General features: G+C 48.4%; 22 protein-coding genes. 4 read left to right on the forward strand and 18 right to left on the reverse strand.

Annotated elements, in window-relative coordinates; genetic code table 11:
* Positions 1-90 precede the first annotated feature (90 nt).
* The 5 genes from DW677_RS06545 to DW677_RS06565 form a co-directional block, all read right to left on the reverse strand.
* On the reverse strand, positions 91-801 hold the full coding sequence (locus DW677_RS06545) for a ComF family protein (protein ID WP_117566707.1): 711 nt from the start codon (positions 799-801) through the stop codon (positions 91-93).
* 34 nt (positions 802-835) lie between these two features.
* Complete coding sequence (locus tag DW677_RS06550) at positions 836-3100, reverse strand: ATP-dependent RecD-like DNA helicase (RefSeq protein ID WP_117566708.1); 2265 nt, start codon at positions 3098-3100, stop codon at positions 836-838.
* 3 nt (positions 3101-3103) lie between these two features.
* Positions 3104-4102, reverse strand: coding sequence for a rod shape-determining protein (locus DW677_RS06555; RefSeq protein WP_330579494.1), 999 nt, complete (start codon positions 4100-4102; stop codon positions 3104-3106).
* Between the two features lie 184 nt (positions 4103-4286).
* Positions 4287-5387, reverse strand: coding sequence for a hypothetical protein (locus DW677_RS06560; RefSeq protein WP_117484023.1), 1101 nt, complete (start codon positions 5385-5387; stop codon positions 4287-4289).
* 345 nt (positions 5388-5732) lie between these two features.
* Positions 5733-5990 (reverse strand): hypothetical protein, encoded by a 258-nt coding sequence (locus tag DW677_RS06565; RefSeq protein ID WP_117469071.1) that lies wholly within the window; start codon positions 5988-5990, stop codon positions 5733-5735.
* 119 nt (positions 5991-6109) lie between these two features.
* Here DW677_RS06565 and DW677_RS06570 point away from each other — a divergent pair, with 119 nt between their 5' ends.
* Both DW677_RS06570 and DW677_RS06575 read left to right on the forward strand, forming a co-directional pair.
* Complete coding sequence (locus DW677_RS06570; protein WP_117484024.1) at positions 6110-7219, forward strand: DUF5722 domain-containing protein; 1110 nt, start codon at positions 6110-6112, stop codon at positions 7217-7219.
* Between the two features lie 216 nt (positions 7220-7435).
* On the forward strand, positions 7436-8530 hold the full coding sequence (locus tag DW677_RS06575) for a hypothetical protein (protein ID WP_117484025.1): 1095 nt from the start codon (positions 7436-7438) through the stop codon (positions 8528-8530).
* 228 nt (positions 8531-8758) lie between these two features.
* Here the strand turns inward: DW677_RS06575 and yajC are convergent, their stop codons facing one another.
* From yajC to scfA, 5 genes are all read right to left on the reverse strand, one after another.
* Positions 8759-9037, reverse strand: a complete 279-nt coding sequence (gene yajC, locus DW677_RS06580; RefSeq protein WP_015553085.1) for a preprotein translocase subunit YajC — start codon at positions 9035-9037, stop codon at positions 8759-8761.
* 20 nt (positions 9038-9057) lie between these two features.
* The gene (tgt, locus tag DW677_RS06585) at positions 9058-10203 is read right to left on the reverse strand and encodes a tRNA guanosine(34) transglycosylase Tgt (RefSeq protein WP_015553084.1); all 1146 of its coding nucleotides are present in this window, start codon (positions 10201-10203) and stop codon (positions 9058-9060) included.
* Between the two features lie 44 nt (positions 10204-10247).
* Positions 10248-12488, reverse strand: coding sequence for a protein translocase subunit SecD (gene secD / locus DW677_RS06590; RefSeq protein WP_117566709.1), 2241 nt, complete (start codon positions 12486-12488; stop codon positions 10248-10250).
* A gap of 141 nt (positions 12489-12629) precedes the next feature.
* The gene (gene scfB, locus DW677_RS06595) at positions 12630-14036 is read right to left on the reverse strand and encodes a thioether cross-link-forming SCIFF peptide maturase (protein ID WP_117566710.1); all 1407 of its coding nucleotides are present in this window, start codon (positions 14034-14036) and stop codon (positions 12630-12632) included.
* A gap of 248 nt (positions 14037-14284) precedes the next feature.
* Positions 14285-14431 (reverse strand): six-cysteine ranthipeptide SCIFF, encoded by a 147-nt coding sequence (gene scfA, locus DW677_RS06600; protein WP_015553081.1) that lies wholly within the window; start codon positions 14429-14431, stop codon positions 14285-14287.
* Between the two features lie 393 nt (positions 14432-14824).
* Between scfA and DW677_RS06605 the strand changes: the two genes are divergently transcribed.
* A complete protein-coding gene (locus tag DW677_RS06605; RefSeq protein ID WP_117484029.1) occupies positions 14825-15184 on the forward strand; it encodes a TIGR04086 family membrane protein in 360 nt (119 codons plus the stop codon).
* Here DW677_RS06605 and DW677_RS06610 read toward each other — a convergent pair.
* The 8 genes from DW677_RS06610 to DW677_RS06650 all read right to left on the reverse strand — a co-directional run bounded on the left by DW677_RS06610 (position 15181) and on the right by DW677_RS06650 (position 24902).
* Positions 15181-15300: a hypothetical protein gene (locus tag DW677_RS06610; protein ID WP_021904606.1), complete on the reverse strand. Its 120-nt coding sequence runs from the start codon at positions 15298-15300 to the stop codon at positions 15181-15183. The two genes, DW677_RS06605 and DW677_RS06610, sit on opposite strands and share 4 nt — an antisense overlap.
* Positions 15301-15312: 12 nt before the next feature.
* Positions 15313-16440 carry a sodium ion-translocating decarboxylase subunit beta gene (locus tag DW677_RS06615; protein WP_021904605.1) on the reverse strand — a complete coding sequence of 376 codons (1128 nt, stop codon included), beginning with the start codon at positions 16438-16440 and terminating at the stop codon, positions 15313-15315.
* Between the two features lie 332 nt (positions 16441-16772).
* Entirely contained in the window at positions 16773-18071 is a 1299-nt protein-coding gene (locus DW677_RS06620) for a hemolysin family protein (RefSeq protein WP_117566711.1), read from the reverse strand.
* A 259-nt stretch (positions 18072-18330) separates the two neighbouring features.
* Positions 18331-19020, reverse strand: a complete 690-nt coding sequence (locus DW677_RS06630) for a P-II family nitrogen regulator (protein ID WP_117566713.1) — start codon at positions 19018-19020, stop codon at positions 18331-18333.
* 8 nt (positions 19021-19028) lie between these two features.
* Positions 19029-20573, reverse strand: a complete 1545-nt coding sequence (locus DW677_RS06635; protein ID WP_117566748.1) for a DUF1538 domain-containing protein — start codon at positions 20571-20573, stop codon at positions 19029-19031.
* A 333-nt stretch (positions 20574-20906) separates the two neighbouring features.
* Positions 20907-22325, reverse strand: a complete 1419-nt coding sequence (locus tag DW677_RS06640) for a TIGR00366 family protein (protein ID WP_117566714.1) — start codon at positions 22323-22325, stop codon at positions 20907-20909.
* Positions 22319-23452 carry an amidohydrolase gene (locus DW677_RS06645; protein ID WP_117484032.1) on the reverse strand — a complete coding sequence of 378 codons (1134 nt, stop codon included), beginning with the start codon at positions 23450-23452 and terminating at the stop codon, positions 22319-22321. Before DW677_RS06645 ends, DW677_RS06640 begins: the two co-directional genes overlap by 7 nt.
* Before the next feature lie 49 nt (positions 23453-23501).
* Positions 23502-24902, reverse strand: coding sequence for an AbgT family transporter (locus tag DW677_RS06650; protein WP_117484033.1), 1401 nt, complete (start codon positions 24900-24902; stop codon positions 23502-23504).
* A 218-nt stretch (positions 24903-25120) separates the two neighbouring features.
* Between DW677_RS06650 and DW677_RS06655 the strand changes: the two genes are divergently transcribed.
* The gene (locus DW677_RS06655; RefSeq protein ID WP_117566715.1) at positions 25121-25915 is read left to right on the forward strand and encodes a MerR family transcriptional regulator; all 795 of its coding nucleotides are present in this window, start codon (positions 25121-25123) and stop codon (positions 25913-25915) included.
* Positions 25916-26072 lie beyond the last annotated feature (157 nt).

Raw genomic sequence — 26072 nt, forward strand, 5'->3', positions numbered from 1 at the left:
TACAAAAAGCAAGTGTTTATGCATATGCTTTTGCATATTTATGCAGTATCTCTCATTCTATAACCTGTATGCATATCACTTTTCCCTGTCCTATCTGCCCCCGGTCATGCAGATCACAACGAAATAGATCCGGCTGATCCCCGATGCCCGCAGGGCTCTCGCGCACGCCTCGATGGTACTGCCCGTTGTATAAATGTCGTCCACAAGGATCACACTCCTGATCCCCTCCGGGATCTCCCCCGCCGCAAAGGCACCGGAAAGGTTCTTAAGCCGCTCCGCTGCCGAAAGATCCTTCTGCGGCAGCGTCTTCTTATTTCTCACCAGCATTTCCGGTATCACCGGAATCCCCAGCTTCTTTCCGATGACCCGTGCCAGGATCTCTGCCTGATTGAATCCCCGGGTCTTTTTCCTCGTGGCATGGACCGGCACCGGGACCAGGGCATCTGCCTGCATCCGGCGGATTGTCCGTCCGTACCGTGCCGCCAGAGCTGTCCCGTAAAAATCCAGGTACTCTCTCTTATTATTGTACTTGATCTGCGCCATGGAATGCCTCGCCACCTCATCGTAATTTAACAGGGCGATCCCGTACTCAAAGGCACGTGGATGGCGCATGCAGTCCGGACAGAACTCCAGACTCCCGTCTTCAATCTCTTTTCCGCATTTTTTACATACCGGCGATCTTACAAACGATAGTTTATGAAGGCAGTCCGGACAGATCATCCGCCCGGAACCGCCAGTGATATCCCCGCATACCGGACAGCGGCGGGGATATAGAATATCAAGAATTTTATTAAATTTCATGTTAAATATAAATATTCGAACAAATAGTGCAGGTCTATTTCTGCATCATAGATGTATCAATCTCCAGAATCCGATCTTTCAGCCCCGAATACCGTTTCTGTTCCACCTCATTATCCACCATCGCCTGGAACACCTCCGGGATCCCGACCAGGCAGACACACGATTTTGCTCTCGTGACCGCTGTATAGATCAGGTTTCTCGTCATCAGCATCCTCGGACCGGAATGGACCGGGATCACCACTGCCGGATACTCGCTTCCCTGGGACTTGTGGATCGTGATCGCATAGGCAAGTTCCAGCTCCTCCAGCTGTTTAAAACTGTACTCCACCATCTTCCGCTCATCGAACTCCACCTCCAGAGTTTCCGCAAAGCTGTTGATGGACCGGATGATCCCCGTGTCTCCATTAAAGACGCCTTCCCCTTTTTCCACCGGTATCCCGTACCTGTTGCGGACCTCCCACTCGATCTGGTAATTGTTTTTGATCTGCATGACCTTATCGCCGACCCGGAAGATCGTTCCGCCGGACTCCTTTTCCGCTTTCTGCGGTGCAGGCGGATTAAACCGCTCCTGAAGCTGCTTATTTAGCGCCTCCACTCCGAGAGCACCTTTCCGCATCGGCGTCATAATCTGGATATCCGACATCTCCGCATGGACGTAGTTCGGCAGCTTATCCTGTACAAGGACCATCATATCCTTCACGATGTCCGCCGGATAGTCACGGCGAATAAAAAGGAAATCACGGCTCTTCTTATTTAAGGGAACCACCTCTCCGTCATTGATCTTATGGGCATTGACAATAATGTCACTCTGGGCCGCCTGGCGGAAGATCTTTGTAAGTTTTACAACAGGGAACGCCTCAGACGCGATCATATCCCGCAGGACATTTCCCGGTCCGACGCTCGGAAGCTGGTTAACATCTCCCACAAGGATCAGCCTCGTCCCCACATTTACTGCCTTTAAGAGCGAGTGGATCAGGCTGATGTCGACCATCGACATCTCATCGATGATGATCACATCCGCGTCGAGAGGATTTTCCTCGTTCCGCTCAAAATGCATGCCCTCCAGCCGGTTCTCGCCGGAATTGCCGTTGTTTTTCGGATCCGCGACAGGCGCTCCGGTCAGCTCCAGAAGGCGATGGATCGTCTTTGCCTCATATCCGGTCGCCTCCGTCATGCGCTTTGCCGCACGCCCCGTCGGGGCCGCCAGAAGGATCTCCATATCTTCCTGGTCAAAATAGTGGATGATCGTGTTGATCGTCGTTGTTTTACCAGTTCCAGGTCCTCCGGTGATAATAAGGAGACCATTGCTCACCGCCTCCATCACCGCCTGCTCCTGGAGCTCATCCAGCTCGATCTTCTCCGCCTCCGTGATCTTTTTGAGCCGTTTTTTCACGTCCTCCTCATTGATCTTCGAGTGAATATTCAGATCATGCAGCATTCTCGCCGTATTGAGTTCCATATAGTAGAACTGTGCCGGATAGACGATCCGCTTTCCGTCCTTTTCTTTCACCACCAGCTTCTTCTCCATCTGGAGATCCACCAGATGTTTTTCCATGTGCTCCGGTTCCACATTTAAGAGTGCCGATGCGTTGGCAAACAGCTCCTCCTCCGGCAGATATGTATGGCCATTTCCCGTCGCCTGGAGCAGTGCATAGAAGAGTCCGCTGCGGATCCGGTAATCGGAATCCGTAAAGATACCGACTTTCGCCGCGATCTCATCCGCGATCTTAAAGCCTACGCCCTGGATATCATCCGCGAGCTGATAAGGATTTTCCTGGATGACCGAGTACATCTTCGGACCGTAATGCTGGTAGATCTTCACCGCAAGGTTCATGGAAATCCCGTACTGCTGAAGGAAGACCATCGCCTGGCGCATATCCCGTTTTTCCTCCACCTGGCTGCAGATCTCCATCGCCATGCGCTCGCTGACGCCTTTGACCTCTGCGAGGCGCTCCGGCTCTTCTTCCATGATCCGGAATGTATCCGCCTTGAACTTTTTCACGATCCTTTTAGCTAAAGCAGCTCCGATGCCTTTGATAGCACCGGAGCCGAGATACCGTTCAATTGCCAGTGTGTCCTCGGGAGCCTTTATCTCATAGCTCTCCACCGCAAGCTGTTCACCGTAGATGGAGTGTTCCACCATCCGGCCCGTCGCCTCGATCCGCTCTCCCTCACTGATGTAGGGAAATGTGCCAACGAGGATATATTCTTCTCCCCCGTCCGCCACGCTTAAGACCGAGTAACCGTTATCCTCATTGCGGTATTTGATTCTTTCCACATAGCCTGTTACAGTTGCCATTTTTTATTTTTCTGCGCCTTTTCCGCCGTGTGCGAACTCGATAAACTTACCGGTTCCGATCGCAACCGCTGTAAGCGGCTCCTCCGCGATCATCGTCGTGATTCCTGTCTTCTCCTCGATCAGAGCGTCAAGTCCTGAGATCAGGGATCCGCCGCCGGTGAGAACGATTCCGCGGTCAAAGATATCTGCCGCAAGTTCCGGTGGGGTGCGCTCCAGTACGTTGTGTACGGCGTCAACGATCTGCATCGCCGGCTCTCTTAACGCCTCGAGTGTCTCGTCGGATGTGACAACGATGGTCTTCGGGAGACCGGTCACAAGGTTTCTTCCGCGGACTTCCATCGTCACAAGCTCCGGACGGCGGTAAGCCGCGCCGATATTGATCTTGATCTCCTCGGCGGTTCTCTCACCGATCAGAAGATTATGTTTCTTTCTCATATAGCGGACGAGAGCTTCATCGAAGTCATCTCCGGCAGTCTTGATAGAAGTACTTACGACCGTACCGCCGAGGGAGATCACCGCGATATCCGCAGTACCGCCTCCGATATCTACGATCATGTTTCCGCATGCCTTGGAAATATCGATTCCGGCACCGATCGCTGCGGCAACCGGCTCCTCGATAATGCAGACCTCGCGGGCACCTGCCTGGTATGTTGCATCCTCAACGGCCTTTCTCTCAACCTCTGTCGCTCCGCTCGGGATGCAGACAGCGATACGCGGTTTTCTTAAGGTTCTCTTTCCGACCGCCTTGTTAATGAAATATTTTAACATTTTTTCGGTTACGGTATAATCGGAAATTACACCTTTACGGAGCGGTCTTACCGCAACGATATTACCCGGAGTACGTCCGATCATCAGACGCGCCTCCTCACCGAAGGTAATTACTTTATTCGTCTCCCTGTCCAGTGCTACTACGGACGGCTCCTTTAAAACAACGCCTTTTCCCTTAATGTATACAAGGATGCTGGCGGTACCTAAGTCAATTCCAATGTCGTTGGACATCATCATTGTCGTCTTCCTCCTGTCTCTCTAACTGAAAATCTCCTGAATCCATTTCCACATCCCATCGGTGGGATGTGCCTCGCTTATCTCTCTATCAGAAAACCCTGCTTTATTCAGGGCGCGAAATATCAGTTTTTATTATATACGAAAGACCTTTGTTTTTAAAGGGGTTTTTGAAATTTTTATTCTACTGCACCCAGACGCCATTTTTATCAACATAATACTGTCCGCCGATCATCTGGCTCGTGAGCATCGCGCCGTCAGCTCCGCAGTAGTACCATGCGCCGTTGGTCTGTACCCACTGGCTCTTGACCAGCGCGCCGGACACTCCGCAGTAATACCACCGGTTGTTGTTCATTACCCACTGGTTCTCTGTCATATATCCGGACTGGTTGAAATAATACCATACGTTGTTGATCAGCTTCCAGTTCGCCACTGGGTAAGTCTTATCCGGGTTGCACCACCACCAGCCGTTGCCGTCGCGGAGCCATGCGCCGTCTGCGGTGCTGGAGGAGCTGGAGCTTGTCTGATTGTTTGATCCTGAGGAACCGCTGCCGTAATACTTCGCTGCTGCTGTGCGGTTCGCGTAGATTGCGGATGCCTCGCTGCTGTTTACATCTTTGGAGTCAGACTCCTGCCAGCTGGTCTCGTTGTTTCCCCGGATCGCTTTTACCTTAAATGTATAACTTCCACTTTTTGTGAAGGAACCACAGAAGTTGTAGTAATCATTCGTTGTCGTATATGTGGAGCCCACTGCGCTTCCGTCCCTATATAAACGAACCTGATATTTCTTTGCGGAATCAGATCCCTCCCAGCATGCAACTCCACCGTAGCTGTCATCCCAGAAAAGATCATATACTTCCAAATCATCATCAGAATCATAGTCCGTGTCGATATCTTCGATCTTCGGGAGTGTCACATAGACAGACAGCTTTGAAGTACTTCTCGAAACAGATGTCACCGTCTGATCATCATTTCCGAGATATACATCGGATCTACCGAGTCCGGTGGAGAACGTATATCCGCTCTCCGCGCCAAGAGTAACTTTTACCTTCGGCTTTGTGCTGTCGTTCCAGTCTCCGCTCGGTGTATTTGTGACTGTCACCTCATCCACATAACAGCCGTCATCCGACACTTCCGCCTCAACTTCAAGGTTGTCGGAATCTGTCAGGACTGCACTGATATCGATCGTGACCTCCTCGATTCTTTCCGATGCCATAACCGGAAATGCCAGCATTGCTGTCATAAGAAACGCTGCGGGTACTAATATCATTTTTTCTTTCTTCATTGTGAACCTCCCCGTTTTCTTTTTCTCTTATCTCAAGATGTTGGGATCAAAAGCTTTTGGCCTCTCTGATACCAATTTATTATATAGTATATCAGATATTTATGGACAATTTATGTTCAAATTTCCTGCCAAACTTCGGCAAAAATGCGGCAGATCTCCGGGAAATCCTCGGCGCAGGATTTGTTGTCTGTCTCTGTGCCAATTTTCGCCATATTTCGATACGGCTCTTCATTATTCGTTAAGTAATTTTACTTTCTTTTAATTTTTTACTCACAGTTTAGACACATTTTGTCTATATAATATAATTACGTTATCCGAAAGGATAACCTGCCTTTGTTTCAAGTGTTACACTTGAACACACAAAGCTTTTTCATACTCATACCTGTCGGAGGCAACTCTGGCAGGTCCCCCTAAAAAATTGATACTTTCCATACTCCCCTTAGGGACTGCAGGAACGGCTGCGGTCCCTATTTTTTGCTCTGCCAGCTTGCCAAAGTTCTTTTTTCCTATATCCTTGTTTTTAACTTTTATTTCCGGACATAATTGTTTCAATTTCAAATTCCGGCATTTTCCCCTTTTCACCAGTTTTACGTCCCTTTCCATTGACTTCTATTCCGCCTCACGGTATAGTAAATATATGAACATTGCCAACAGTGCGGAGGAATTATTTTCAGGAATCAATGCTCCGCAAAAAATGGCTCATTCCACAAAGGGGAAATCTTATGAATTCACTGAAGCGCATCGCAGCTGCCGCGCTGTCCGCAGCTCTCTGTTTTTCCATGGCTGTTCCGGCCTATGCCGACCACTATCAGACTCCGAAGTCCATCAAGGGCGTTCTGATCAACGAGCGCGCCCAGATCCCGGATGTCCTCGAGGTGGGCGCATCTCAGGTCGTTTTAAACTTTCCAATGTCCTGGGCATTCAGCAGCCAGTTGTCTGTCTGCCAGGATCTCTACACAAAGCTTGACCAGGCGGGTGTCACCGTGACACTGATCGTCTTAAACGACTGGGCGGCAGCGAGCTACAGCCCGTCCCTTCTTCCGGTATCCCAGCCAACCGGCGCAAGCTACTACGCGTTCAACACCTTAAACGATGCAGGCGTCCAGTCCACAAGAGATGCCGCAAAGCGCGTCACAGAGGCATTCAAGGATTGTGTCTCCAACTGGGTCATCGGCAACGAAGTCAATGACGGTCAGGCATGGAACTATATCGGACAGATGGATATCGACACCTACTGTTCCAACTACGCCACCGGATTCCGCACCTGGTACGACACCATCAAAGGTTCCAACAAGCTGGCAAACGTCTATATTCCGTTTGACTTCCGCTGGAACTGCGGACAGGTCGAGGGCTTCAAGTACGGCGCTATGGACATGATCCCGCGGTTAAACAGCCGCCTGAAAGATACCGACTACGGCATCGCATGGCACGCATATCCGGAGACCTTCGAGGATCCGGTCTTCACCGATGATATCTACACGTTGGAGAAAGCAGATACTTATATTATCAACCTGAAGAATCTCCACGTTCTGACCGACTATATGCAGCAGGCAGACATGCTCTCCCCGACCGGAAAGGTCCGCCACCTGATCCTCTCCGAGCAGGGCTTCACATCCGATTCTCCTGCCCACAACGGCCAGTGCCTCGATCTCCAGGCTCAGTGCATCAAAGAGGCTTACGAGACAGCAAAGGCAAACCCGTATGTTGAGGCATTCCTGTTGAACCGCATGAAGGATGAGCAGGGACTTCTGGGTGCGCATTATGCGTTCGGCCTCATCGATGTGAACGGAAATAAGAAGCCGAGCTTTGAGGTTTATAAAAACCTTCAGTAATTTCCCAATGCCTGACTGTCCGCGTTAGGGATACAACAGACAGCCAGATACTTTTACAATAAATCAGTTAACAAAACAGCCGCCCCGGTCATATCCTGGGCGGCTGTTTTCATATCTGTTTTCTTTTTCCAATACAGTTTCCCGGTTGCGCCTTGTCATTTTCCCGTTCCTGTCGTATGATATGGATAATCTGAATTTACAACCGAGAGGAGATCTATGTACACTTACACCTGGTATCAGTGGCTTACGTTTTTTTATCTGTACTGTTTCTTTGGCTGGATCTTCGAGTCCACCTATGTTTCCTTAAAACAGAAGCACTTCGTGAACCGCGGTTTCCTGCGGCTGCCAATGCTGCCGTTATACGGAAGCGGCGCAGTCATGATGTTATGGGTATCTCTCCCGTTTCAGGACAGCCTGATCCTCACCTATATCTCCGGCGTTATCGGTGCCACGGCTCTGGAGTACGTGACCGGATATGTGATGGAGCGTCTTTTCAGAGTCCGCTACTGGGATTACAGCAACCAGCCCTTTAACCTTCACGGATATATCTGTCTCAGCTCCTCCATCGCCTGGGGATTCCTGACGATCTTTATGACGCACCTGATCCATAAGCCCATCGCGCGGGCCGTCCTCGCAATGCCGCTCTACTGGGATCTGTTTTTCGTATTTTTTGTGACTGTGCTCTTTGTTTACGATTCCATCATCTGCACGAAGGAAGCACTTGCCTTCGGAAAGTCCCTGGAAGCTATGCAGAAGCTCCGTGCGGAACTTGACAATCTTCAGGTACAGCGCGCTCTTCTCAAGATGAATACCGAAGACCGCTTGCAGGCCGCCAAAGAAGAACTGCTGGATCAGATCGAGGCAAAGAGAATTCAGGCTGCGGCTCTCACCGGAATGAGTATGGAAGAATTCCGGGAAAAAGCCAGTACAAAACTGGGATCCATCAAGGAAAAACCGGCTGTCGGTATGTCCATGCTTCGCGAAAAGGCCGGATCCGCCGCAGATTCCATTCGCGATCTCTCCAATGTCAGTCTTGAGGAATTAAAGGCAAAGGCCGGAGGAAAGCTCGACAGTCTGAAAGACCTTACCGGAATCCATCTGGAAGCGCTCCGCGGGAAATCCCCGGAACAGCTCGCCGAGATGTTAAAGGAACGGGAATCCCTCCTCTCCGCACTCCGAAAGGAACGCCGCCGTTTCCGCAAAGAAAGGATCCACTCCAACCCAACCGCAGTTTCCCCGAAGTATGCGCGGGAATTTGAAGAATTGAAAAAGTACTTCGAGGACGAAGGAAGAAATGCAACGCCGCAGTAAAAACAGGAAGTTTCTTCCCGGCTCACCCAAAAAAGAATGTGCCTTGGCACATTCTCGCGCCTCGCGCAGTCGCTTGCGACAATCTACATCTTCGCACGAGTGCGCGTCTTTGGCACGTTAGTGCCTTTTTATGTAACAGGGAATTCCTCAGAATTTCCGGTTACATAAAAAAGAGGTTCATCTCCACATAATCGGAAATGAACCTCTTTCTTTTCTGTTTTTCAGGTCTTACGCCTCCGGTTTTTCAACCTGAACGATCGCCTGTTTCTGCATCGGGATACGGCAGTTCTTATTGTTGCCAAACTCAACGATAACGGTATCGTCTGTCATATCAATGATCACTCCGTAGAATCCGCTGGATGTCAGCACGCTGTCACCGACTGCGATGCTTGCCATCAGTTCCTGCATTTTTTTCTTTTCCTTCTGCTGCGGTCTGATCGCAATGAAGTACATGAAAGCAAAGATTAAAACAATATATCCAATCCAAAATGCCGGGCTGTTAGTCATATCCGTTGCACCTCCTTTTCTTATACCTTGTCTTTATAGTTCCCTGTCACGCCCTCCAACTTTTTCTCTTTGTACTCGGCGTAGCAGTGGTTCTCGATAGCTTCCCTGATCTCCGTCATCATTGTGTTGTAGAAGTAAAGATTGTGGAGCACGCATAAGCGCATTCCAAGCATCTCTTTTGCCTTCAGGAGATGGCGGATATAGGCCCTGCTGTATGAGCGGCAGGCCGGACACTGGCATCCCTCTTCGATGGGGCGCATATCCTTTGAAAACTGCTCATTAAACAGGTTGATCTTTCCGTGGTTTGTATATACATGACCATGACGGCCATTTCTTGTCGGGTAAACGCAGTCGAAGAAATCGACGCCGCGGTCCACCGCTTCAAGGATGTTCGCCGGGGTTCCGACACCCATCAGGTAAGTCGGTTTCTCTTCCGGGAGATGCGGAACCACCGCATCGAGGATACGGTACATCTCCTCGTGACTCTCACCGACCGCAAGTCCGCCGACCGCGTAGCCGTCGCAGTTCATCTTCGAGATCGTATCCGCATGCGCGATCCGGATATCCTCGAAGGTTCCGCCCTGATTGATGCCGAACAGAAGCTGTTCCTTATTGACGGTATCCGGCAGGGAATTTAATCTCGCCATCTCCGCCTGGCATCTCGCCAGCCACCTTGTAGTTCTCGCGACAGAATTCTCCATGTATTCTCTGGTACACGGATGCGGAGCGCACTCATCGAATGCCATCGCGATCGTGGAGCCAAGGTTTGACTGGATCTGCATGCTCTCCTCCGGTCCCATGAAAATCTTATGACCATCGATATGGGAGTTGAAGTACACGCCTTCTTCTTTGATCTTTCTGAGTCCGGCGAGGGAAAATACCTGGAATCCACCGGAATCGGTGAGGATCGGGCGATCCCAGTTCATGAACCTGTGAAGTCCGCCGAGCTCTTTGATCAGCTTGTCGCCGGTCCGGACATGAAGATGATAGGTGTTGGAAAGCTCCACCTGTGTCCCGATCCCACGAAGGTCATCGGTGGACACAGCGCCCTTGATCGCGGCGACAGTTCCTACATTCATGAATACCGGCGTGTGGATCGTGCCGTGGACTGTCTCTACGTCAGCCCGTTTGGCACGTCCGTCTTTTGCCAGAATCTTATATTTCATATTTCTCTTGCCTTATCGTTATTTTCGAAACGACGTTCTTCCGGTTATTTTCCGGATTTCTTCGCTTCCTTTGCTGCTTTCTCAGCATCCTTTTTTGCCTGCTTTTCAACCGCATCCTTCTTCTGCTTCTTTGTGGTCATTACATACCACATAGCGCCTGTCAGGCATACGGAAGAGTAGGTACCACAGATGATACCTGCCATTAACGGGAGTGCGAACTCACGGATGGAGGATACGCCCATGATGAACAGAACAAATACCATGACAAAGGTCGTCAGGGATGTATTGATGCTTCGTGTGAAGGTCTGGGTGATACTTATATTTACAATATCAACGGTGGATGCCTTCGGTCCCATGAGCTTGATGTTCTCACGGATACGGTCGAAGATAACGATCGTCGCGTTGATAGAGTATCCGACGATAGTAAGCAGGCAGGCGATCGCTGTGGAACCAACGGACCACTTTGCGAGGGCATAGCATGCAACTACAACCAATACGTCATGGACAAGGGCTAAAACAGCACTTGCAGCGAAACGGATATCCTTGAATCGTACCCAGATATAGAGAAGCATAAATACGGTAGCGATCGCTGTAGCCATAACCGCGTCGCGCTTCATCTCAGCACTTACCGCACCGGAGATGCTCTCTGCGGTGATCTTTGACTCATCGACACCGAAGTTCTCAACAAGTGCCTCGTCTAATGCCTGACGTTCTTCCACGCTTAAGGTTCTTGTCTTGATGATCACCTCGTTTGTTCCGGCAACCTTCTGTGTCTGCGTATCCGCACTGTTTGTGATGGATTCGACTACCGGAACGACCTCGCTTGAGATTCTCTCCAGAGACATGTCCTCATTGAAGGTCACGCTTGTGGAGGTACCGCCCTGGAAGTCAAGGGAGTAATTGAACGCGTTTCCGATGGAAGACTTGTTCATTACCATTCCTGCAACACCTGCGAGGATCATAACAGCTGAGATGATAAAGCAGATATTTCTCTTTCCGAGGAAGTTGAGCGCCTTCTTCTCTTTTCTGATGCCGTAGAACTTCTGATCCTGAAATCCAAGGTTATACAGGGTATTCAGTGTGAACTTTGTAACGAAAAGTGCTGTGAACATGGAAAGAACGATACCAAGGGCAAGTGTTGTAGCGAAGCCCTTAACTGTACCGGAGCCTCTCCAGTAAAGAACAGCCGCTGCGATCAGTGTTGTCACGTTACCATCGACGATGGCGGATAACGCTTTCGCAAAACCTGTCTTAATCGCGGAATGAACGGTCTTTCCGAGACCGATCTCCTCCTTGATACGGGTGAAGATGATGACGTTCGCATCAACCGCCATACCGATGGAAAGGATGATACCGGCAATACCCGGAAGTGTTAATGTAACCTCAAAGGCCGCGAGCAGGATCAGCATCAGTGCCACATAGAGGCAGAGTGCAAGGGATGCCGCAAGACCCGGGACGAGGTAAACTACGATCATGAATACGCATACGATTCCGAAACCGATCGCGCCGGCCTTTAAGCTTGTCGTGATCGCTTCCTGACCGAGTTTCGCGCCTACCACGTTGGAACGGAGTTCCTCCAGTTCCAGGGAAAGGGAACCGATACGGATCGTGGACGCAAGATTCTCAGCCTCTTCATAGGAAGTCATGCCGGAGATAGAGGCCTGTCCGCCTGTGATCGCCTGCTGTACGGTCGGGTTAGAGTACATCACATTATCGTAAACGATCGCGATCTTCTTGCCGACGTTCGCTGCTGTCACATCTGCGAATTTCTTAGTACCTTCATCCGTAAATGTAAGCGCTACTTCATAGTTATTGTTTCCTGTCTGCTGGTCTTTATAGATCACAGCTTTCGCAGAAGCTACATCGGTTCCTTCCAGTACAACATTCCAGTTCTCATCATAGAACTGTAAGGATCCCGGCTTACCGAGCTCTTCCAGGATCTTGTTCGCGTCTGTGACACCCGGAATATCAACATTGATACGGTTTCCGCCTTCCTGATAAACCTCCGCCTCAGAGCTGTAGTTCTGTACTCTCTGCTGCAGCTTGTACTGGGTATCGGACATATCCTCGGCGCTCGGATTCTCTTCCTTCGCCTGGTAGGTAATGCTGACGCCGCCTGCCAGATCCAGACCGAGCTTGATTCCGCCATTCTGGGAAGTCACTCCGTTCTCATCGGTGACCAGCTTACTCTTCTGAAGAGTATCATAGCCGAAAAAGCCGAAGATACCGAGCACAACGAGCAGTCCCAGGAGGCCAAGCAGTCCCTTTCCTTTGTTGCTCTTCATGATAAAATCTCCTTCTTGATATGATTTCGAGGTCCAAAAAGCTTTTTGTCCCTCTTGATTCCGGAGTCCGCCATAAGCACCGCCTCCGTCATCCTTAAAATAACAGTCCGGGGTTTTCTTCCCCTGACCGCTATGATCGATTTAGTTGTTTTCCTCGTCCTCCGCTAAAGCTGCACGGATCATGATCGCGCACTCGATACGTTTTTTCTGCATCTCACAGCCGATATCGTAGGCATCCGTAATGCTGCCGTGGAAGTTGAAGGAATTTGCCGCGCAGCCGCCGCTGCAGTAGAATCTCGCAAAGCAGTTTTTGCATTTTTCTTTCGCGTATACGTTGCAGAGCTTGAATTCATCGCGCACCTTCGTGTTGACCACGCCGGTATCCACGTTTCCAAGCAGGAACTCTTCATTTCCAACGAACTGGTGGCACGGATATAAATCTCCCCAAGGAGTTACCGCAAGATACTCGGTTCCTGAACCGCAGCCGGACAGACGTTTCGCAACACACGGTCCCTGACTTAAATCAAGCATGAAGTGGAAGAATTTGAATCCTCTTCCCTCTTTCTGACGCTTTACAAACTCTTTTGCGAGTCTGTCATACTCATCCATGATCTGCGGAAGGTCTTCCTCACGGATGGAGTACGGCTCTTCCGGAGCTGCAACTACCGGCTCCATAGAAAGCTTCTCAAAGCCGAGATCCGCATAGTGGAGGACATCGTTTCCGAAATCCAGGTTGTTTCTTGTGAAGGTTCCGCGGACGAAATAATCCTTCTCGCCGCGTGATTTCGCGAATTTCTGGAATTTCGGAACAATAAGTTCGTAGCTTCCCTTACCATTTCTGAACGGACGCATCCGGTCATTGACCTCCGGACGTCCGTCAAGACTTAAGACCACGTTGCTCATTTCCCTGTTGCAGAACTCCATGATCTCATCGTTTAAGAGTACGCCGTTTGTTGTCAGGGTAAAACGGAATTTCTTATTGTGCTCCTTCTCCTGGGAACGTCCGTATTCCACAAGCTGTTTTACAACGTTCCAGTTCATAAGCGGCTCGCCGCCGAAGAAATCAACCTCAAGGTTGATGCGGTTTCCGGAGTTTGCAATCAGGAAATCCAGTGCCTTCTTTCCGACCTCAAAGCTCATGAGGGCGCGGCGTCCATGGTACTCTCCTTCCTCTGCGAAGCAGTACTTACAGGCAAGGTTGCAGTCATGGGCAATATGAAGGCAGAGTGCCTTCACGACCGTCTGACGTTTCTTGAAATCGATCACATAATCTTTGTAAATATCCGCAGCGAACAGCTCCTCCGCGTCGATGAGCTCCTGAATATCGGAGAGCGCATCCTCAATATCTTCTTCAGAGTACTTACAGACCAGTGCTTCTCTCACTGCTTTTTTCTGGTCATCCGTGAGAGGCATCGGTTTTTCCATATCCGGGACGATCTTCGCGAGAACCTCCACGGCATCGTAGAGCAGCGCATCCACGGAATGAACCGATCCACTGTTTACGTCCAAAACAATATGGTATCCATTATTTATATACTGATGTATCAAAGCTAACTTTCTCCTACTGTCTTAATTTTCAGGTGACTGTTCCGTCTCTTCCCGATTACAGTCACGATCTGATGGTCTCCTGACTTCTTTCTTACCTGCCCTTTGTGGTCTGTCAGTGGCGGCTTTCCCGGCATCGCTGTCCGGGAAACCCGTCACCGGCAGATTCTTTGATCAGACAAGAAATAGCCCCTACAATCATACGACCGTAGGGGTCTCTTTAAAAACTTCCGTTTATTCGAAGCCCCGCATTAGCGGTTGCTGTTTTCACAGCTCTGGTTTCCTACTGTGCAGGATGTTTTGCACGCAGACTGGCAGGATGTCTGGCATTCGCCGCAGCCGCCCTTCTTCATGCTGTTCTTTAAAGTGTTGGAACTTAAAGTCTTTACATGCTTCATGGTATCATTTCCTCCTGTTCTCTTATCGTGGGCATAATACCCCGAATTTAAATGAAATTATACCATACGATTTTCTATTATGCAACGGATTTTATTGCCGTGATGCAGGAAAATCCGGTACGGATATCCACTTTTTATCCGCATAACATGCCGCAGGCAGCTTCCCGATCATGTCCGGCAGCCACAAGGGAAAAATATCCGGGTGCTTTTTTCAGCCAAATCGGCTCATCAGTTACAAGATCAGCCGCGCGATGCATATGCATGGCCTTTCCTCACATATCCTGTATAAAGCAAACGCCCACACCATGATGTCCTCTCAGAATCTTTCTGTTCCCGATTTTATGAGTTCCGGAAAGACTCCCGGAGTACATCCTTCAAGAAAGGAGTTTTCTCATGCAGACAAACCCGGTATGGCGCATGGTACGCGCCCTGATCGTAACTTATATCCTCTCCGGCATTCTTCTGGCGGTGCTTTCCTTCGCCCTCTTTAAGTTCCGTCTCCCGGAAAATCAGGTAAACGTCGCCGTCTGTGCCGTCTACGTCATTTCCTGCTTCTTCGGCGGCATCCTCGCAGGAAAAACAATGAGGACCAGGCGCTTTTTCTGGGGCCTGGTCCTCGGAACTCTCTATTTTCTGTTTTTATATCTCATGTCCCTCGCCCAGAAGGACGGTGTCACGGAAGACACGAAAAGGCTCCTCTCTGTCCTCGCCATGTGCACGCTGAGCGGAATGGCGGGCGGGATGGTAAGCTAACGGTCTCCCACCTTCGTGAGGAGATAAACAACGAGCGCCAGGATCCCCATCACAACGAAGATTCCAAGCATTCCCTTCCACATGATTCCTAAAGCAAGCATTGTATTTACATTCATAGTCCAGACCTCCTACATAAAGAATCCAAGGATGATTCCGCCGGCAACTGCAGATGCGACCTGACCGGAAACATTAGCTCCGATGGCATGCATCAGAAGATGGTTTGTTCTGTCCTCCGCGATTCCCATCTTCTCAATGACACGGGCAGACATCGGGAATGCAGAGATTCCTGCTGCTCCCACCATCGGGTTCACTTTGTTCTTGCTGAACAGATTTAAGAATTTCGCAAACATGACGCCGCCGATGGAGTCAAAAATAAAAGCGAAAAGTCCAAGTCCCATGATCATCAGTGTCTGTAAGCTTACGAACTGATCCGCTTTCATGGAGAAAGAAATCGTGATTCCGAGAACAAGTGTGATCAGGTTTGCGAGTGTCGTCTGTGCTGTTTCGGAAAGGCTGTTTAAGCAGCCGCATTCACGGATCAGATTTCCGAACATCAGGAATCCTACAAGAGCAACCGACGCCGGAGCGACAAGTCCTGCGACAAATGTTACAATGATCGGAAAAGCGATTCTTGTGAACCGGCTTACTTTTCCCGGCTCATACGGCATGCGGATCATGCGTTCTTTCTTCGTCGTAACCGCTTTGATCGCCATCGGCTGGATAATCGGCACAAGTGCCATATAGGAATATGCCGCCACCGCGATCGCTCCGATGTAGTTTGACTTTAACACCTGGGATACCAGAATCGAAGTCGGACCATCTGCCGCTCCGATGATTCCGATAGAGGCAGCGTCCTTGATATCAAAGCCGAGAAGTGATGCCATAAAGATCGTAAAAAAGATGCCGAACTGGGACGCCGCGCCAAAGAGGAACATCTTCGGGTTCGAAAGCAGCGGTCCAAAGTCGATCATAGCTCCGATACCGATAAAGAGCAGTAGCGGGAAAGCCTCCGATGCCTCAATGCCGGATTCAAAGAGCCACTGGATGATTCCATGAGTCTCACCGGCGCCCTCCATAAACTGGTTTAATACACCGCTGGCCGGGAGATTCACAAGGATCGCACCGAAGCCCATCGGCAGAAGAAGGGCCGGCTCATAATTTTTCTCAATTGCCAGGTAGATCAGCAAAAGCCCTACCACATACATGACGACCTGCTGCCAGGTGATCGATAGTAATCCATTCCATAAAAAGTCCATAAAAACTCCTCCTTGAAAATAGTATGCGCAGGTTTTTCTCTTTCCCTGCCGATGGATTCCATGAAATTTTACAGACCGTCTTTTTTTGCCGCCATATCGGATCGCTCCCGGATCCTCAGAGCAACAAAAAAAGACTTTCTGCAGAAATTTCTCTCTGCAAAAAGTCTCGTTACCATTTTACCGGTATGCACCACCAGACGTTTCCGCCGCGATTGTTGACAGTGCATTTCAACTACTCCCCTTTTGGATAGTTTCATATTAATTGGTTTGAAAAAAATTGTCAAGACCGAAAGCTGTACATTTTTCGCTAATTTTGTCGCGGTTCAGTAACTTCACTGTTCGGGTTTGCTCTCCTGCTCACTTTCTTCGCTCTTCTGCGGCGCATCCAGAATATACAGATGCACCTTGTCAATCCTGTTTCTCTCCACCGTATCCACCACAAACCGGAGATTTCCGCTTGTGACTTCCTCCCCTGCCTGCGGGAGATGGTCTAAAAGGCCGATAATATAGCCACCGACGGAGTCGTAATCTTCTGACTTGAGATCCAGACCAAGCTGGTCGTCGAGATCATCAAGTTTCATGGCACCCTCGATCACATATTCCTTCGGATTGATCTTCCTGATGCTGTCTTCCTCATCCGCATCGTACTCGTCACGGATCTCTCCGACGATCTCCTCAAGCATATCCTCCAATGTGATAAGCCCGGCCGTCGCGCCATACTCATCAAGAACGATGGCAACGCTGTTCATGGTCTTTCGAAGTTCCACCATAAGCTCCGTCGTCTTTTTAAACTCGTAGGTGTAATACGGCTCACGCAGGTAATCCCGCAGCTTAAATTCCTTGTCTTTCGGGATCAGGAACAGGTCCTTGATATTCACGATGCCAATGACATTGTCCGTCGTCTCCTCATAGACCGGATATCTCGTATACTTCTCCTGTCGGAAAATATCCATAATCTCCTGATAGCTGGCATTTACATCGAGGAATGTCATATCGATACGCGGAACCATAATGTCCTTCGCGACAGAATCCCCGAAATCGAACACGTTGTAGATCATCTTCTTTTCATCCGACTCGATCACACCCTCTTCGTGGCTGACCTCCACGATCGTGCGGAGCTCATCCTCTGTGATCGCGTCCTGTTTCTTGTTCGGATCCACATGGATCATCTTTAAAACGCCCCTGGAGAGGACATCAACGACCACGATCAGCGGGGTCAGGACCTGCATGATCAAATAGATCGGTTTCGCGAACTTAAGTGCCAGGGTTTCGGAATAGATCGTCGCGGAAGTCTTCGGTGTGATCTCACCAAAGATCAGGACTAACAGCGTCAAAACGCCGGTTCCGATACCGACATATTTATTTCCAAGCACATCTGTGACCAGCACAGTCATCAGAGAAGACGCTGAAATATTGACAATATTGTTTCCTATTAAAATTGCGCTAAGCATTTTGGGCTGATTACTTAAGATCTTCTCCAGCACAACGGCATGGCTGAGTCCCGCCTCCGCGAGATTCCGCACACGGATCTTATTTACCGTCATCATTGCCGTCTCCGCCGATGAGAAAAACGCGGATAACGCCAGAAGTCCAATTACGATCAGTCCCTGCAGGGCTTGCCCTGAATCCAAAAAAATCAACTCCTAAATCTTTATAAATTTGACGCCGCCCGGTTTCTTCCGGGGCTTCGTCCATGATTTGTCTCCCCGCACGCTCCGCTCTGTGTCCGGACCGGTCGAAGATTTACGAATGATTGTACAATACTCTATATGCAGTGTCAATGGTTTCGGAGCGTTTCCGCGGCGTTTTTTCTGAAAACCGCTTTTCTTTTTTAATGCCACCGTTCCGTGCCTTCAGGCCTATGATCCGCTGCGGTCAGCGCGACAGAGCTTAATCGTCCTCATTTTTCTCGATCAGACGCATCCCCGCCGTCTCCGTCACCGGCAGAGAAAAGACGATTGCCCCCGCCTTGCTTCCGATCCCGGCTTCCTTCATGATGCTCTGCATGATGCCGTTTTTATCCTTTGTCTTCGTGACCATAAAGATCATCTCTTTCTCCTGAGCAAGGGAAACGCCTAAAAACTTTTCCGCCTTCTCCATTCCCGTTCCCTTCGCATGGATCACGGTTCCGCCGGTAGCGTTGGCCTTTCGCGCCGCATCCATGATCACATCCGTATAGCCCTGATTTGCGATCACTACAAGAAGCTCGTAGTCTGTTCCTTTCAAGCTGCTTTCCTCCTCTTTCTCAAATCCACGGTCCTCAGTCAAAAAGCGAAGCTGCCGCTTTCCGCCGATGCTGCTCAGGGGAGTCACAAAGGCGATCCCCGTTCCCGGAATATCGATCTTGATCTCCTGTTCCAGTCCCTTTTTTACCTTTTTCCATTCCGACGCCGTCACTACCGCAAACTGGACGGCCTTTTCCGATGCCTCTAACCCGAAGGCATCCAACACCTCCGACGCCGCGGTTCCCCGGCCTAACGTCAGGAATGTGACGGAAATCCCATATTCTTTATAGAAGGCGAGGAATCTCCGGCTCTGGTTCCGGTCGCTGATCGTCGCCATCAAGTATAATTCGCTCATAAAACCTCCTACAATTCAATAATCGCGTCATCATCCAGCAGCTCAAACGCCGCGTATGCCCCGGACTGTCCATGAGCTGCGGATATTCCTTCCTGCGCTCCGCACTTCGCTTTTATTCTCGAAGCCAGCCCCATGACCTGGATCGTGATAAGCGGTGTCATGGCAACCATTGCGACCACACCGAAGGCATCGGTGACGATGTTTCCTCCAAGCGCGGAGCAGGCTCCCTGTGCCATCGGAAGCAGAAACGCTGCCGTCATCGGTCCCGATGCCACGCCGCCGGAGTCGAAGGCGATCGCTGTATAGATCTTCGGCACAAAAAACGAGATTCCCAACGCGATCGCGTATCCCGGAATGAGAAACCACAGGATCGAGATTCCTGTGAGTACCCGCACCATCGCAAGTCCGAGAGAAACCGCAACGCCCAGGGAAAGTCCCATTCCCATGGCCTTCGAGGAGATCGCTCCGTCCGTGATCTCCTCAACCTGTTTATTGAGAACGTACACGGCCGGCTCTGCCTTTACGATGAAATATCCCATGATCATTGCGATGGGAACAAGGAACAGCGGGTGGGCGGACTTCGCAAGCACCTGTCCGAGATAATTTCCCGCCGGCATGAAGCCCACGTTCACTCCCGTAAGGAAAAGTACCAGCCCCGCGTATGTATAGGCAAGACCGATCGCGATCTTCTTTAATTTTCTTGTTGTTAATTTTAACATGAAAATCTGGAAAATCATGAAAAATAAGATAATAGGCAGTAAGGAGACTGCAATCTCCTTCATGTAGGCCGGAAGTTCCCTTGCAAAGAGCAGGAACAGTTCTTTTGAATCACCGATCTCCGGAATCACCGGCGGCGTGTAGGCGCTGCTGTCCGCCTTGAAGATCATGCTTAAGATCATGACTGCGAGGATCGGTCCGATGGAGCAGAGCGCCACGAGACCGAAGCTGTCGTCCGCCGCGTGGCGGTCGCTTCGCGTTGCAGAGATTCCGACACCGAGTGCCATGATAAACGGCACCGTCATCGGTCCCGTCGTAACGCCACCGGAGTCAAAGGCCACGCTTAAAAAATCCTTCGGCACGAACATCGCCAGTACAAACACCACGCCGTAAAAGGCAAGCAGCAACGGCGGAAGTGCCACGGAGAACAACATTCGCAGCAGGGCCACGACAAGAAATGCGCCGACTCCGCATGCAACGGACAAGATCAGCGTCATGTTCGGCACAGCCGGAACCTGATTCGCCAGAACCTGAAGATCCGGCTCCGAGATCGTAATGATGAAGCCTAAGAGAAAGGACAGCCCGATCACCACCGGAAGCTTCCGGCTCTTCGTCAGGCACGTTCCCACTCGCTCGCCCATCGGTGACATGGCAAGCTCTGCGCCAAGTGTAAAAAGCATCATTCCCGCAAGCAAAAGGACTGCTCCCAAAAGGAAACAGAGAAGGATGCTGGAGGAGATGGGCGCGATCACAAAGCAGAGCACCAGCACGATCGCGATGATCGGCAGTACCGCCTGCAGCGCCTCATTCCACTTCTCCCGCAGTTTTTTTGTCATTCCCAATATTCCACTCTCCTGTCTTTTTGAGGCGGACATTCCCATTCTCTCAAAATCCGCCCTGTTACTTGGTTTTTTTCCACATTCGTGTTCTCTCCGCCAGGTATTTCACGAACAGGGGATGCCGTTACAGGATCTGTGGGCTTGCAGCGCCACGATCCTGTAACCGGCGAATTATGTTTAGTATAACATGGGAATTGTGAGAAAAGTATGTTTTGAGAGGTTAAGATTCCGCTAAAAAAAGGCGGCTTTGTTCAGATAATTTACTATAAAAAAGATATCAGGCGGTTAAACAGCCCGGAGCTTTCCCTGCCCGCCTGCTCACAGGGAACATCAATAAACGTAAACCGACAATGCTATAAAAAATACCTGTAGGATCGTCATGATCAAAAACAGAGGTGTAATAAATTTATACCATCGCTCAAGCGGGATTCCCATCAGACCGCATTCCAATGAACAGTTCGTTGGCCAGAACATGTCCGAAAAGCCGTCACCAAAACAATATGCCAATACCGCTGTCTGGCGGCTTACGCCTACAATGTCAGCTACAGGTGCTATAATTGGCATAGTGATCGTAGCCTGACTGGAAGAACCATTAATGAAAATATTAATGATGCTCTGTAAAAACAACATTCCAATAGCAGAAATGACGGGATTCCCGATATCCAGAAGAGAAGAAAGGTAGTAAACTATTGTATCGGAAATAAGTGCTTCTTTCATGACAATAAGAATACCCCGGGTAAATCCAATCACAAGGATCGAGGATACTACGCTCTTAGTTGACTCAATAAAAGTAAGACAGATCTCATTCAGACTGCTTCCTCCCACGACTCCCGCCACTACCATCATTGCTAAAAATAATGAAGATATCTCATCGATATACCATCCAAGCATGCTCGTTCCGTAAAGCAGGATCCCTATCGTAGCAAAAAACAAAATCGTACACAATTTGCGGCGAAATGTAAAGTTCACCTCTTTATCATACTGCTTTTTGTCCGATTGTTCCACTTCATCACAGCCATATAAAACTGAAAGTTCAGGATTCTGCTTTACTTTTCTGGCATAGCGCATCACATACCAAATAGATACCATTTCAAATACTGCAAAAATCACGGCGCGATAGGCAACACTGGAATTCAGCGGTACATCAGCGATGGTCTGGGCAATTCCTACTGAAAACGGATTTGTCATAGCTGCCGCAAATCCGGTAGCTACGCCAATATAAACGACGGCACCTCCTACAAGATTGTCATAGCCTAATGCCAGCATTATGCTTGCAAACAACGGCACAAGACCATAGGTTTCTTCAAATATACCCAATGTTGATCCGAGCAGGCCAAACAACAGCATTCCCACAGGTATCAACAATTCGGTACGTTTCCCCATTAATTTAAGCAGCGCAGACACCGCAGCATCCAGTGTGCCGTTGTCTTTCAATACATAAACAAAGCCATATGCAAAAACAATAAGAAACAAGATATCTGCAGCACTTACATAGCCACGAGACACCGAAAGAAAAATATCAAAGAAGTCTGGGCGGTTTCCTTCAACAAAATGGAAACTGTCAGGTAATACGATCGTTTTTCCATTCGCAGGATCAATTACCCGATCATATTCTCCTCCGGGAATGATATACGTCAATCCTACTACGACCAGTAAAATAATCGTTAAAATTACATATGTATGAGGTAATTTCCACCCGATAAATGACTTTTTACACTTTTCAGTCAAGTTCCTTTGTTTTTTTAACATTCCTGTTTTCCTTCAATAAAAACATGTTCTGCTTTCGCATGAATATCAAATGGATGATGACTCCAGATAACGAGATCCGCATCTTTTCCGCTGACAAGCGCACCTTTTCGATCATCGATACCCAAAATCTCTGCAGGATATGATGTTACTGCGCGCAATGCTTCCGCATCATCCATGCCAAAGCGAACAGCCATAGCAGCATAAATAGGCAAATAATACAGCGGTGTTACATCATGATCGGCAGTGATGCAGACTTTAACACCTGCCCTATTGAGGATGCCGGCAGTCTCAAAGCTCTTATTCCAAACCTCCTGCTTGCTGCACGGGTTCATGCTTGGACCGACAATCGCAGGAAAACCGCTGGCTGCTATATGTTCAGCAATGTCAATCCCATCCGTGCAATGAACTATAACAATCCTGATATCGTACTCCTTGGCAATACGGATCGCTGTACAGATATCATCTGAACGGTGAGCGTGAATATGCAACGGTATTTCTTTCCTCAGAACCATAGCCATATTTTCCTTGCCGGGATCGCATCGGAAATGATCACCATTCTTTTCCGCTTCTTCCTTCTCAAAAAGATATTCCTTCGTATCTTCCAGACACTTACGTAAGTGATAAGCAGTACCCATGCGTGAGGCGAATCCATGCTTAGCTGCCTTCGGGTTTTCTCCAAGGCTGCCTTTCACAGCAGCCTTGCGGGTCACGATCATCTCATCTGCAATCTTACCCGTTAACCGGATAACCGAAGCAACACCTCCGATAACACCATCACTGCCCGGACAAACACAGGCACAGGTCACTCCTGCCCGGACAGATCGTTCCACCGCTCTGTCAAAAGGATACAGACCGTCCAGCACTTCTAACTGAGGGGTAATCGCATCCGAGTAATCGCAACAATCATCACCCACTTCTCCCATACCTTCTTCGCTGATACAAATATGACTGTGAGCATCAATGAAACCTGGCGTTATATATTTTCCCGCCGCATCTATCACTTCTTCATTTTCTTTTGGAGAAATATTGAAATCCACTTCCGTTATTTTCGTATTTTCGATACGAATATCCAATTTTTCAAAATCATTTGTACAAGTAGTAAACAAATATCCGTTTTTAATAAGCATCAGTGCTACCTCTAAATATAATATTTTTTATTCCTATATATGGGATCTGTTAATAACCAATCATTACAGCCGCCGTCATAAATACAAACTCCATAATAAACAGGATGCCAAACAACGGAGTAATAAATTTATACCATTTGTTAATCGGCACTCCCATCAGACCACAACAAAGAGCGCAGGAAGTCGGCCAGAATATATCTGCGAAGCTGTGTCCCAACTGGTATGCCAATACGGCAATTGAACGGCTCATACCAACCAGCTCGGCTGTTGGTGCCAAAATCGGCATTGTGATCGTTGCCGCACTTGTTGAACCATTGATAAAGAGTTTTACAATGTTCTCAATTATGATCATTCCGTAGGCAGAGAGGTATGTACTTGTATTTTTAAGCAGGCTCACCAGGCCGTATACGATCGTATCTGTGATCATGCCCTCTTTCATTAAAATCAAGATTCCTCTGGTAAATCCGACAATTAACATAGAAGAAACCATGCTCTTAGTAGACTCAATAAATGTCTTACAGATCTCAGTTGCAGAATAACCGCTGATAATACCTGCAACCACCATTGCCATTAAGAAAAATGCTGATATTTCATCTACATACCAGCCCAGGTTCAAAATAGCATAGAATAAAAATATAATGACTCCAAAGAAAAGTACTAAACATAGCCCCTGACGGATATTCATGGATGCAGTCTGTAATTCATCCAGGGATTTTGCCTTGACTGCATCCAGCTCAGTGCCATAAACCACAGACTTTGTCGGATTTTTTTTGACTTTGCGGGCATAGTACATCACATAAGCAATGGCAATGATCTCTGTGACAACAAAAATAAGCCAACGGAATCCCATTCCTGAGTAAAGTTCAACACCTGCAATATCCTGTGCAATAGCGATGGTATAAGGATTCGTGGTGCCTGCGGCATATCCGATCGATACGCCTAAAAAGATAACTGCGCCGCCTACGACAGCATCATAACCCAGGGCAACAAAGATTCCTACGAAAACCGGAAACAGTCCATAGACTTCCTCATAAATACCCATGGTAGATGCCATTAAACCAAGAATCAGCATTGTGATCGGAATCAATAGCTGGACACAATTGCCAATCTTCCGTACTAAAGTTCCCAGCGCAGCATCCATCGTTCCATTTTTGGTTAAAACATAAACAAAACCATACGCAAAAATAATGAGGAACATAATATCAGCAGCGTCCACATAACCAGCTTCCAGAGCCTGAAACAGACCAAACAGCCCCGGCGCCTCAGCATCTACATACGCGTAAGAGTCAGGCACAACGACCATCTTTCCTGTAACCGCATCCTCTACACGCTCATAAGATCCGGCAGGAATGATGTGTGTAAGAATCAGCACGATGAACATAATAGTGACAAGTATCACATATGTATGCGGCATCTTAAAGTTTTTGATCCTTTCCTTTAAAGTTCTCATAAGTACCTCCTTAGTTTATAATCTTTGTAGCAACACTGCATGTTTTCTGAATGCTTATCCATCACCTTGCAGCACCACACTATAATACACATCCAGCCCCTTCAGCATTGCTTTTCTTATATTTAAATCCTTAAAGTTACTTGAATGTCAAGTGTGAAATTGTTATAATAATAACAGTTGCTTTTTGATCATTATCCACATTCACCGGAGTTCTAAAAATGGGCAAAAAAAATCTTACCATCGGAGAAATATCCGAAATATTGAACATTACCCCTTCAACTCTTCGTTTTTGGGAAAAGGAGAACCTCTTTCATGTCAGCAAAAAGAGTAATCACTACCGAACCTATACCAATACGGATTTAATCGACATAGCTGATATCCTGTATTATCGGAATCTTGGAGTACCGGTTAAAGACATCCGTGCATTTTCTTCTCTGGAATTATCTGAATATGATCAGTTTCTGGAAAATCAGGAACGGGAACTCAACAAAAAGATTGAAGAATATCAACAGATGCTGCTAAGATCGCAAAGTCTGAAGAGGAACTATTATCGGTTGCTGAGACTGCTCGTCAATCCCTTTATCCTTGAGACTCCGGACTTTCATCACGTCATCTCGTGGGATTTCCGTGAAAAAGAACGGATCCGGCAATACGTATCCGATCCTTCATACTACGTCTGGTGTAAAGATACCAACTCAGAAATTTCTGGACGTAAAGGACTCATTGTATCTGAAAACAGTTCTTATTCCCGCTCGGATCTTATATGGGAAAACAGACCCGGCAGCCGCTACATCAGCTTTCCCGTCAAAGCCATGATTGAAAATGATTATTCCGGACTTGAAGCGCCAAAGATCGTAGGTGAAGTACAGCGCCATACCACTACCGGTTATTTAATTACTCGTCACCTCCTGAACTGCAAGATCAATGGCGAAAATGTCGAATATCTGCAGGCCTATCTTGAAATCACTGGATCGTGGGATGATTCATTTACGAAAAGATTAATGTTAGATTAATGTTTTGGTGAATATATCTTTTTTAGACAAATGAAATTATGCATGATTTTTCACAAAAAACACTCTTTAGATTTGTAAAATAATACTTTTTTATAAACTATCTATTGCATCGCATTTACTACGAGCAGCGGATCGCGTTCCGCTGCTCGTAACAGTT

The organism is Clostridium sp. AM25-23AC, from assembly GCF_003435125.1.
Lineage (GTDB): Bacteria > Bacillota > Clostridia > Lachnospirales > Lachnospiraceae > Pilosibacter > Pilosibacter fragilis.

Bases quoted from the DNA above. Each gene is read 5' to 3' on its own strand.
- DW677_RS06615 (WP_021904605.1), bottom strand. From the start codon at position 16,440: ATGGACTTTTTATGGAATGGATTACTATCGATCACCTGGCAGCAGGTC.
- DW677_RS06555 (WP_330579494.1), bottom strand. From the start codon at position 4,102: ATGATGTCCAACGACATTGGAATTGACTTAGGTACCGCCAGCATCCTT.
- DW677_RS06605 (WP_117484029.1), top strand. From the start codon at position 14,825: ATGCAGACAAACCCGGTATGGCGCATGGTACGCGCCCTGATCGTAACT.
- DW677_RS06655 (WP_117566715.1), top strand. From the start codon at position 25,121: ATGGGCAAAAAAAATCTTACCATCGGAGAAATATCCGAAATATTGAAC.
- DW677_RS06545 (WP_117566707.1), bottom strand. From the start codon at position 801: ATGAAATTTAATAAAATTCTTGATATTCTATATCCCCGCCGCTGTCCG.
- DW677_RS06610 (WP_021904606.1), bottom strand. From the start codon at position 15,300: ATGAATGTAAATACAATGCTTGCTTTAGGAATCATGTGGAAGGGAATG.
- DW677_RS06630 (WP_117566713.1), bottom strand. From the start codon at position 19,020: ATGAGCGAATTATACTTGATGGCGACGATCAGCGACCGGAACCAGAGC.
- tgt (WP_015553084.1), bottom strand. From the start codon at position 10,203: ATGAAATATAAGATTCTGGCAAAAGACGGACGTGCCAAACGGGCTGAC.
- DW677_RS06650 (WP_117484033.1), bottom strand. From the start codon at position 24,902: ATGAGAACTTTAAAGGAAAGGATCAAAAACTTTAAGATGCCGCATACA.
- DW677_RS06570 (WP_117484024.1), top strand. From the start codon at position 6,110: ATGAATTCACTGAAGCGCATCGCAGCTGCCGCGCTGTCCGCAGCTCTC.
- DW677_RS06645 (WP_117484032.1), bottom strand. From the start codon at position 23,452: ATGCTTATTAAAAACGGATATTTGTTTACTACTTGTACAAATGATTTT.
- DW677_RS06635 (WP_117566748.1), bottom strand. From the start codon at position 20,573: ATGACAAAAAAACTGCGGGAGAAGTGGAATGAGGCGCTGCAGGCGGTA.
- DW677_RS06550 (WP_117566708.1), bottom strand. From the start codon at position 3,100: ATGGCAACTGTAACAGGCTATGTGGAAAGAATCAAATACCGCAATGAG.
- yajC (WP_015553085.1), bottom strand. From the start codon at position 9,037: ATGACTAACAGCCCGGCATTTTGGATTGGATATATTGTTTTAATCTTT.
- DW677_RS06560 (WP_117484023.1), bottom strand. From the start codon at position 5,387: ATGAAGAAAGAAAAAATGATATTAGTACCCGCAGCGTTTCTTATGACA.
- secD (WP_117566709.1), bottom strand. From the start codon at position 12,488: ATGAAGAGCAACAAAGGAAAGGGACTGCTTGGCCTCCTGGGACTGCTC.
- DW677_RS06575 (WP_117484025.1), top strand. From the start codon at position 7,436: ATGTACACTTACACCTGGTATCAGTGGCTTACGTTTTTTTATCTGTAC.
- scfA (WP_015553081.1), bottom strand. From the start codon at position 14,431: ATGAAGCATGTAAAGACTTTAAGTTCCAACACTTTAAAGAACAGCATG.
- DW677_RS06565 (WP_117469071.1), bottom strand. From the start codon at position 5,990: ATGGAAAGGGACGTAAAACTGGTGAAAAGGGGAAAATGCCGGAATTTG.
- DW677_RS06640 (WP_117566714.1), bottom strand. From the start codon at position 22,325: ATGTTAAAAAAACAAAGGAACTTGACTGAAAAGTGTAAAAAGTCATTT.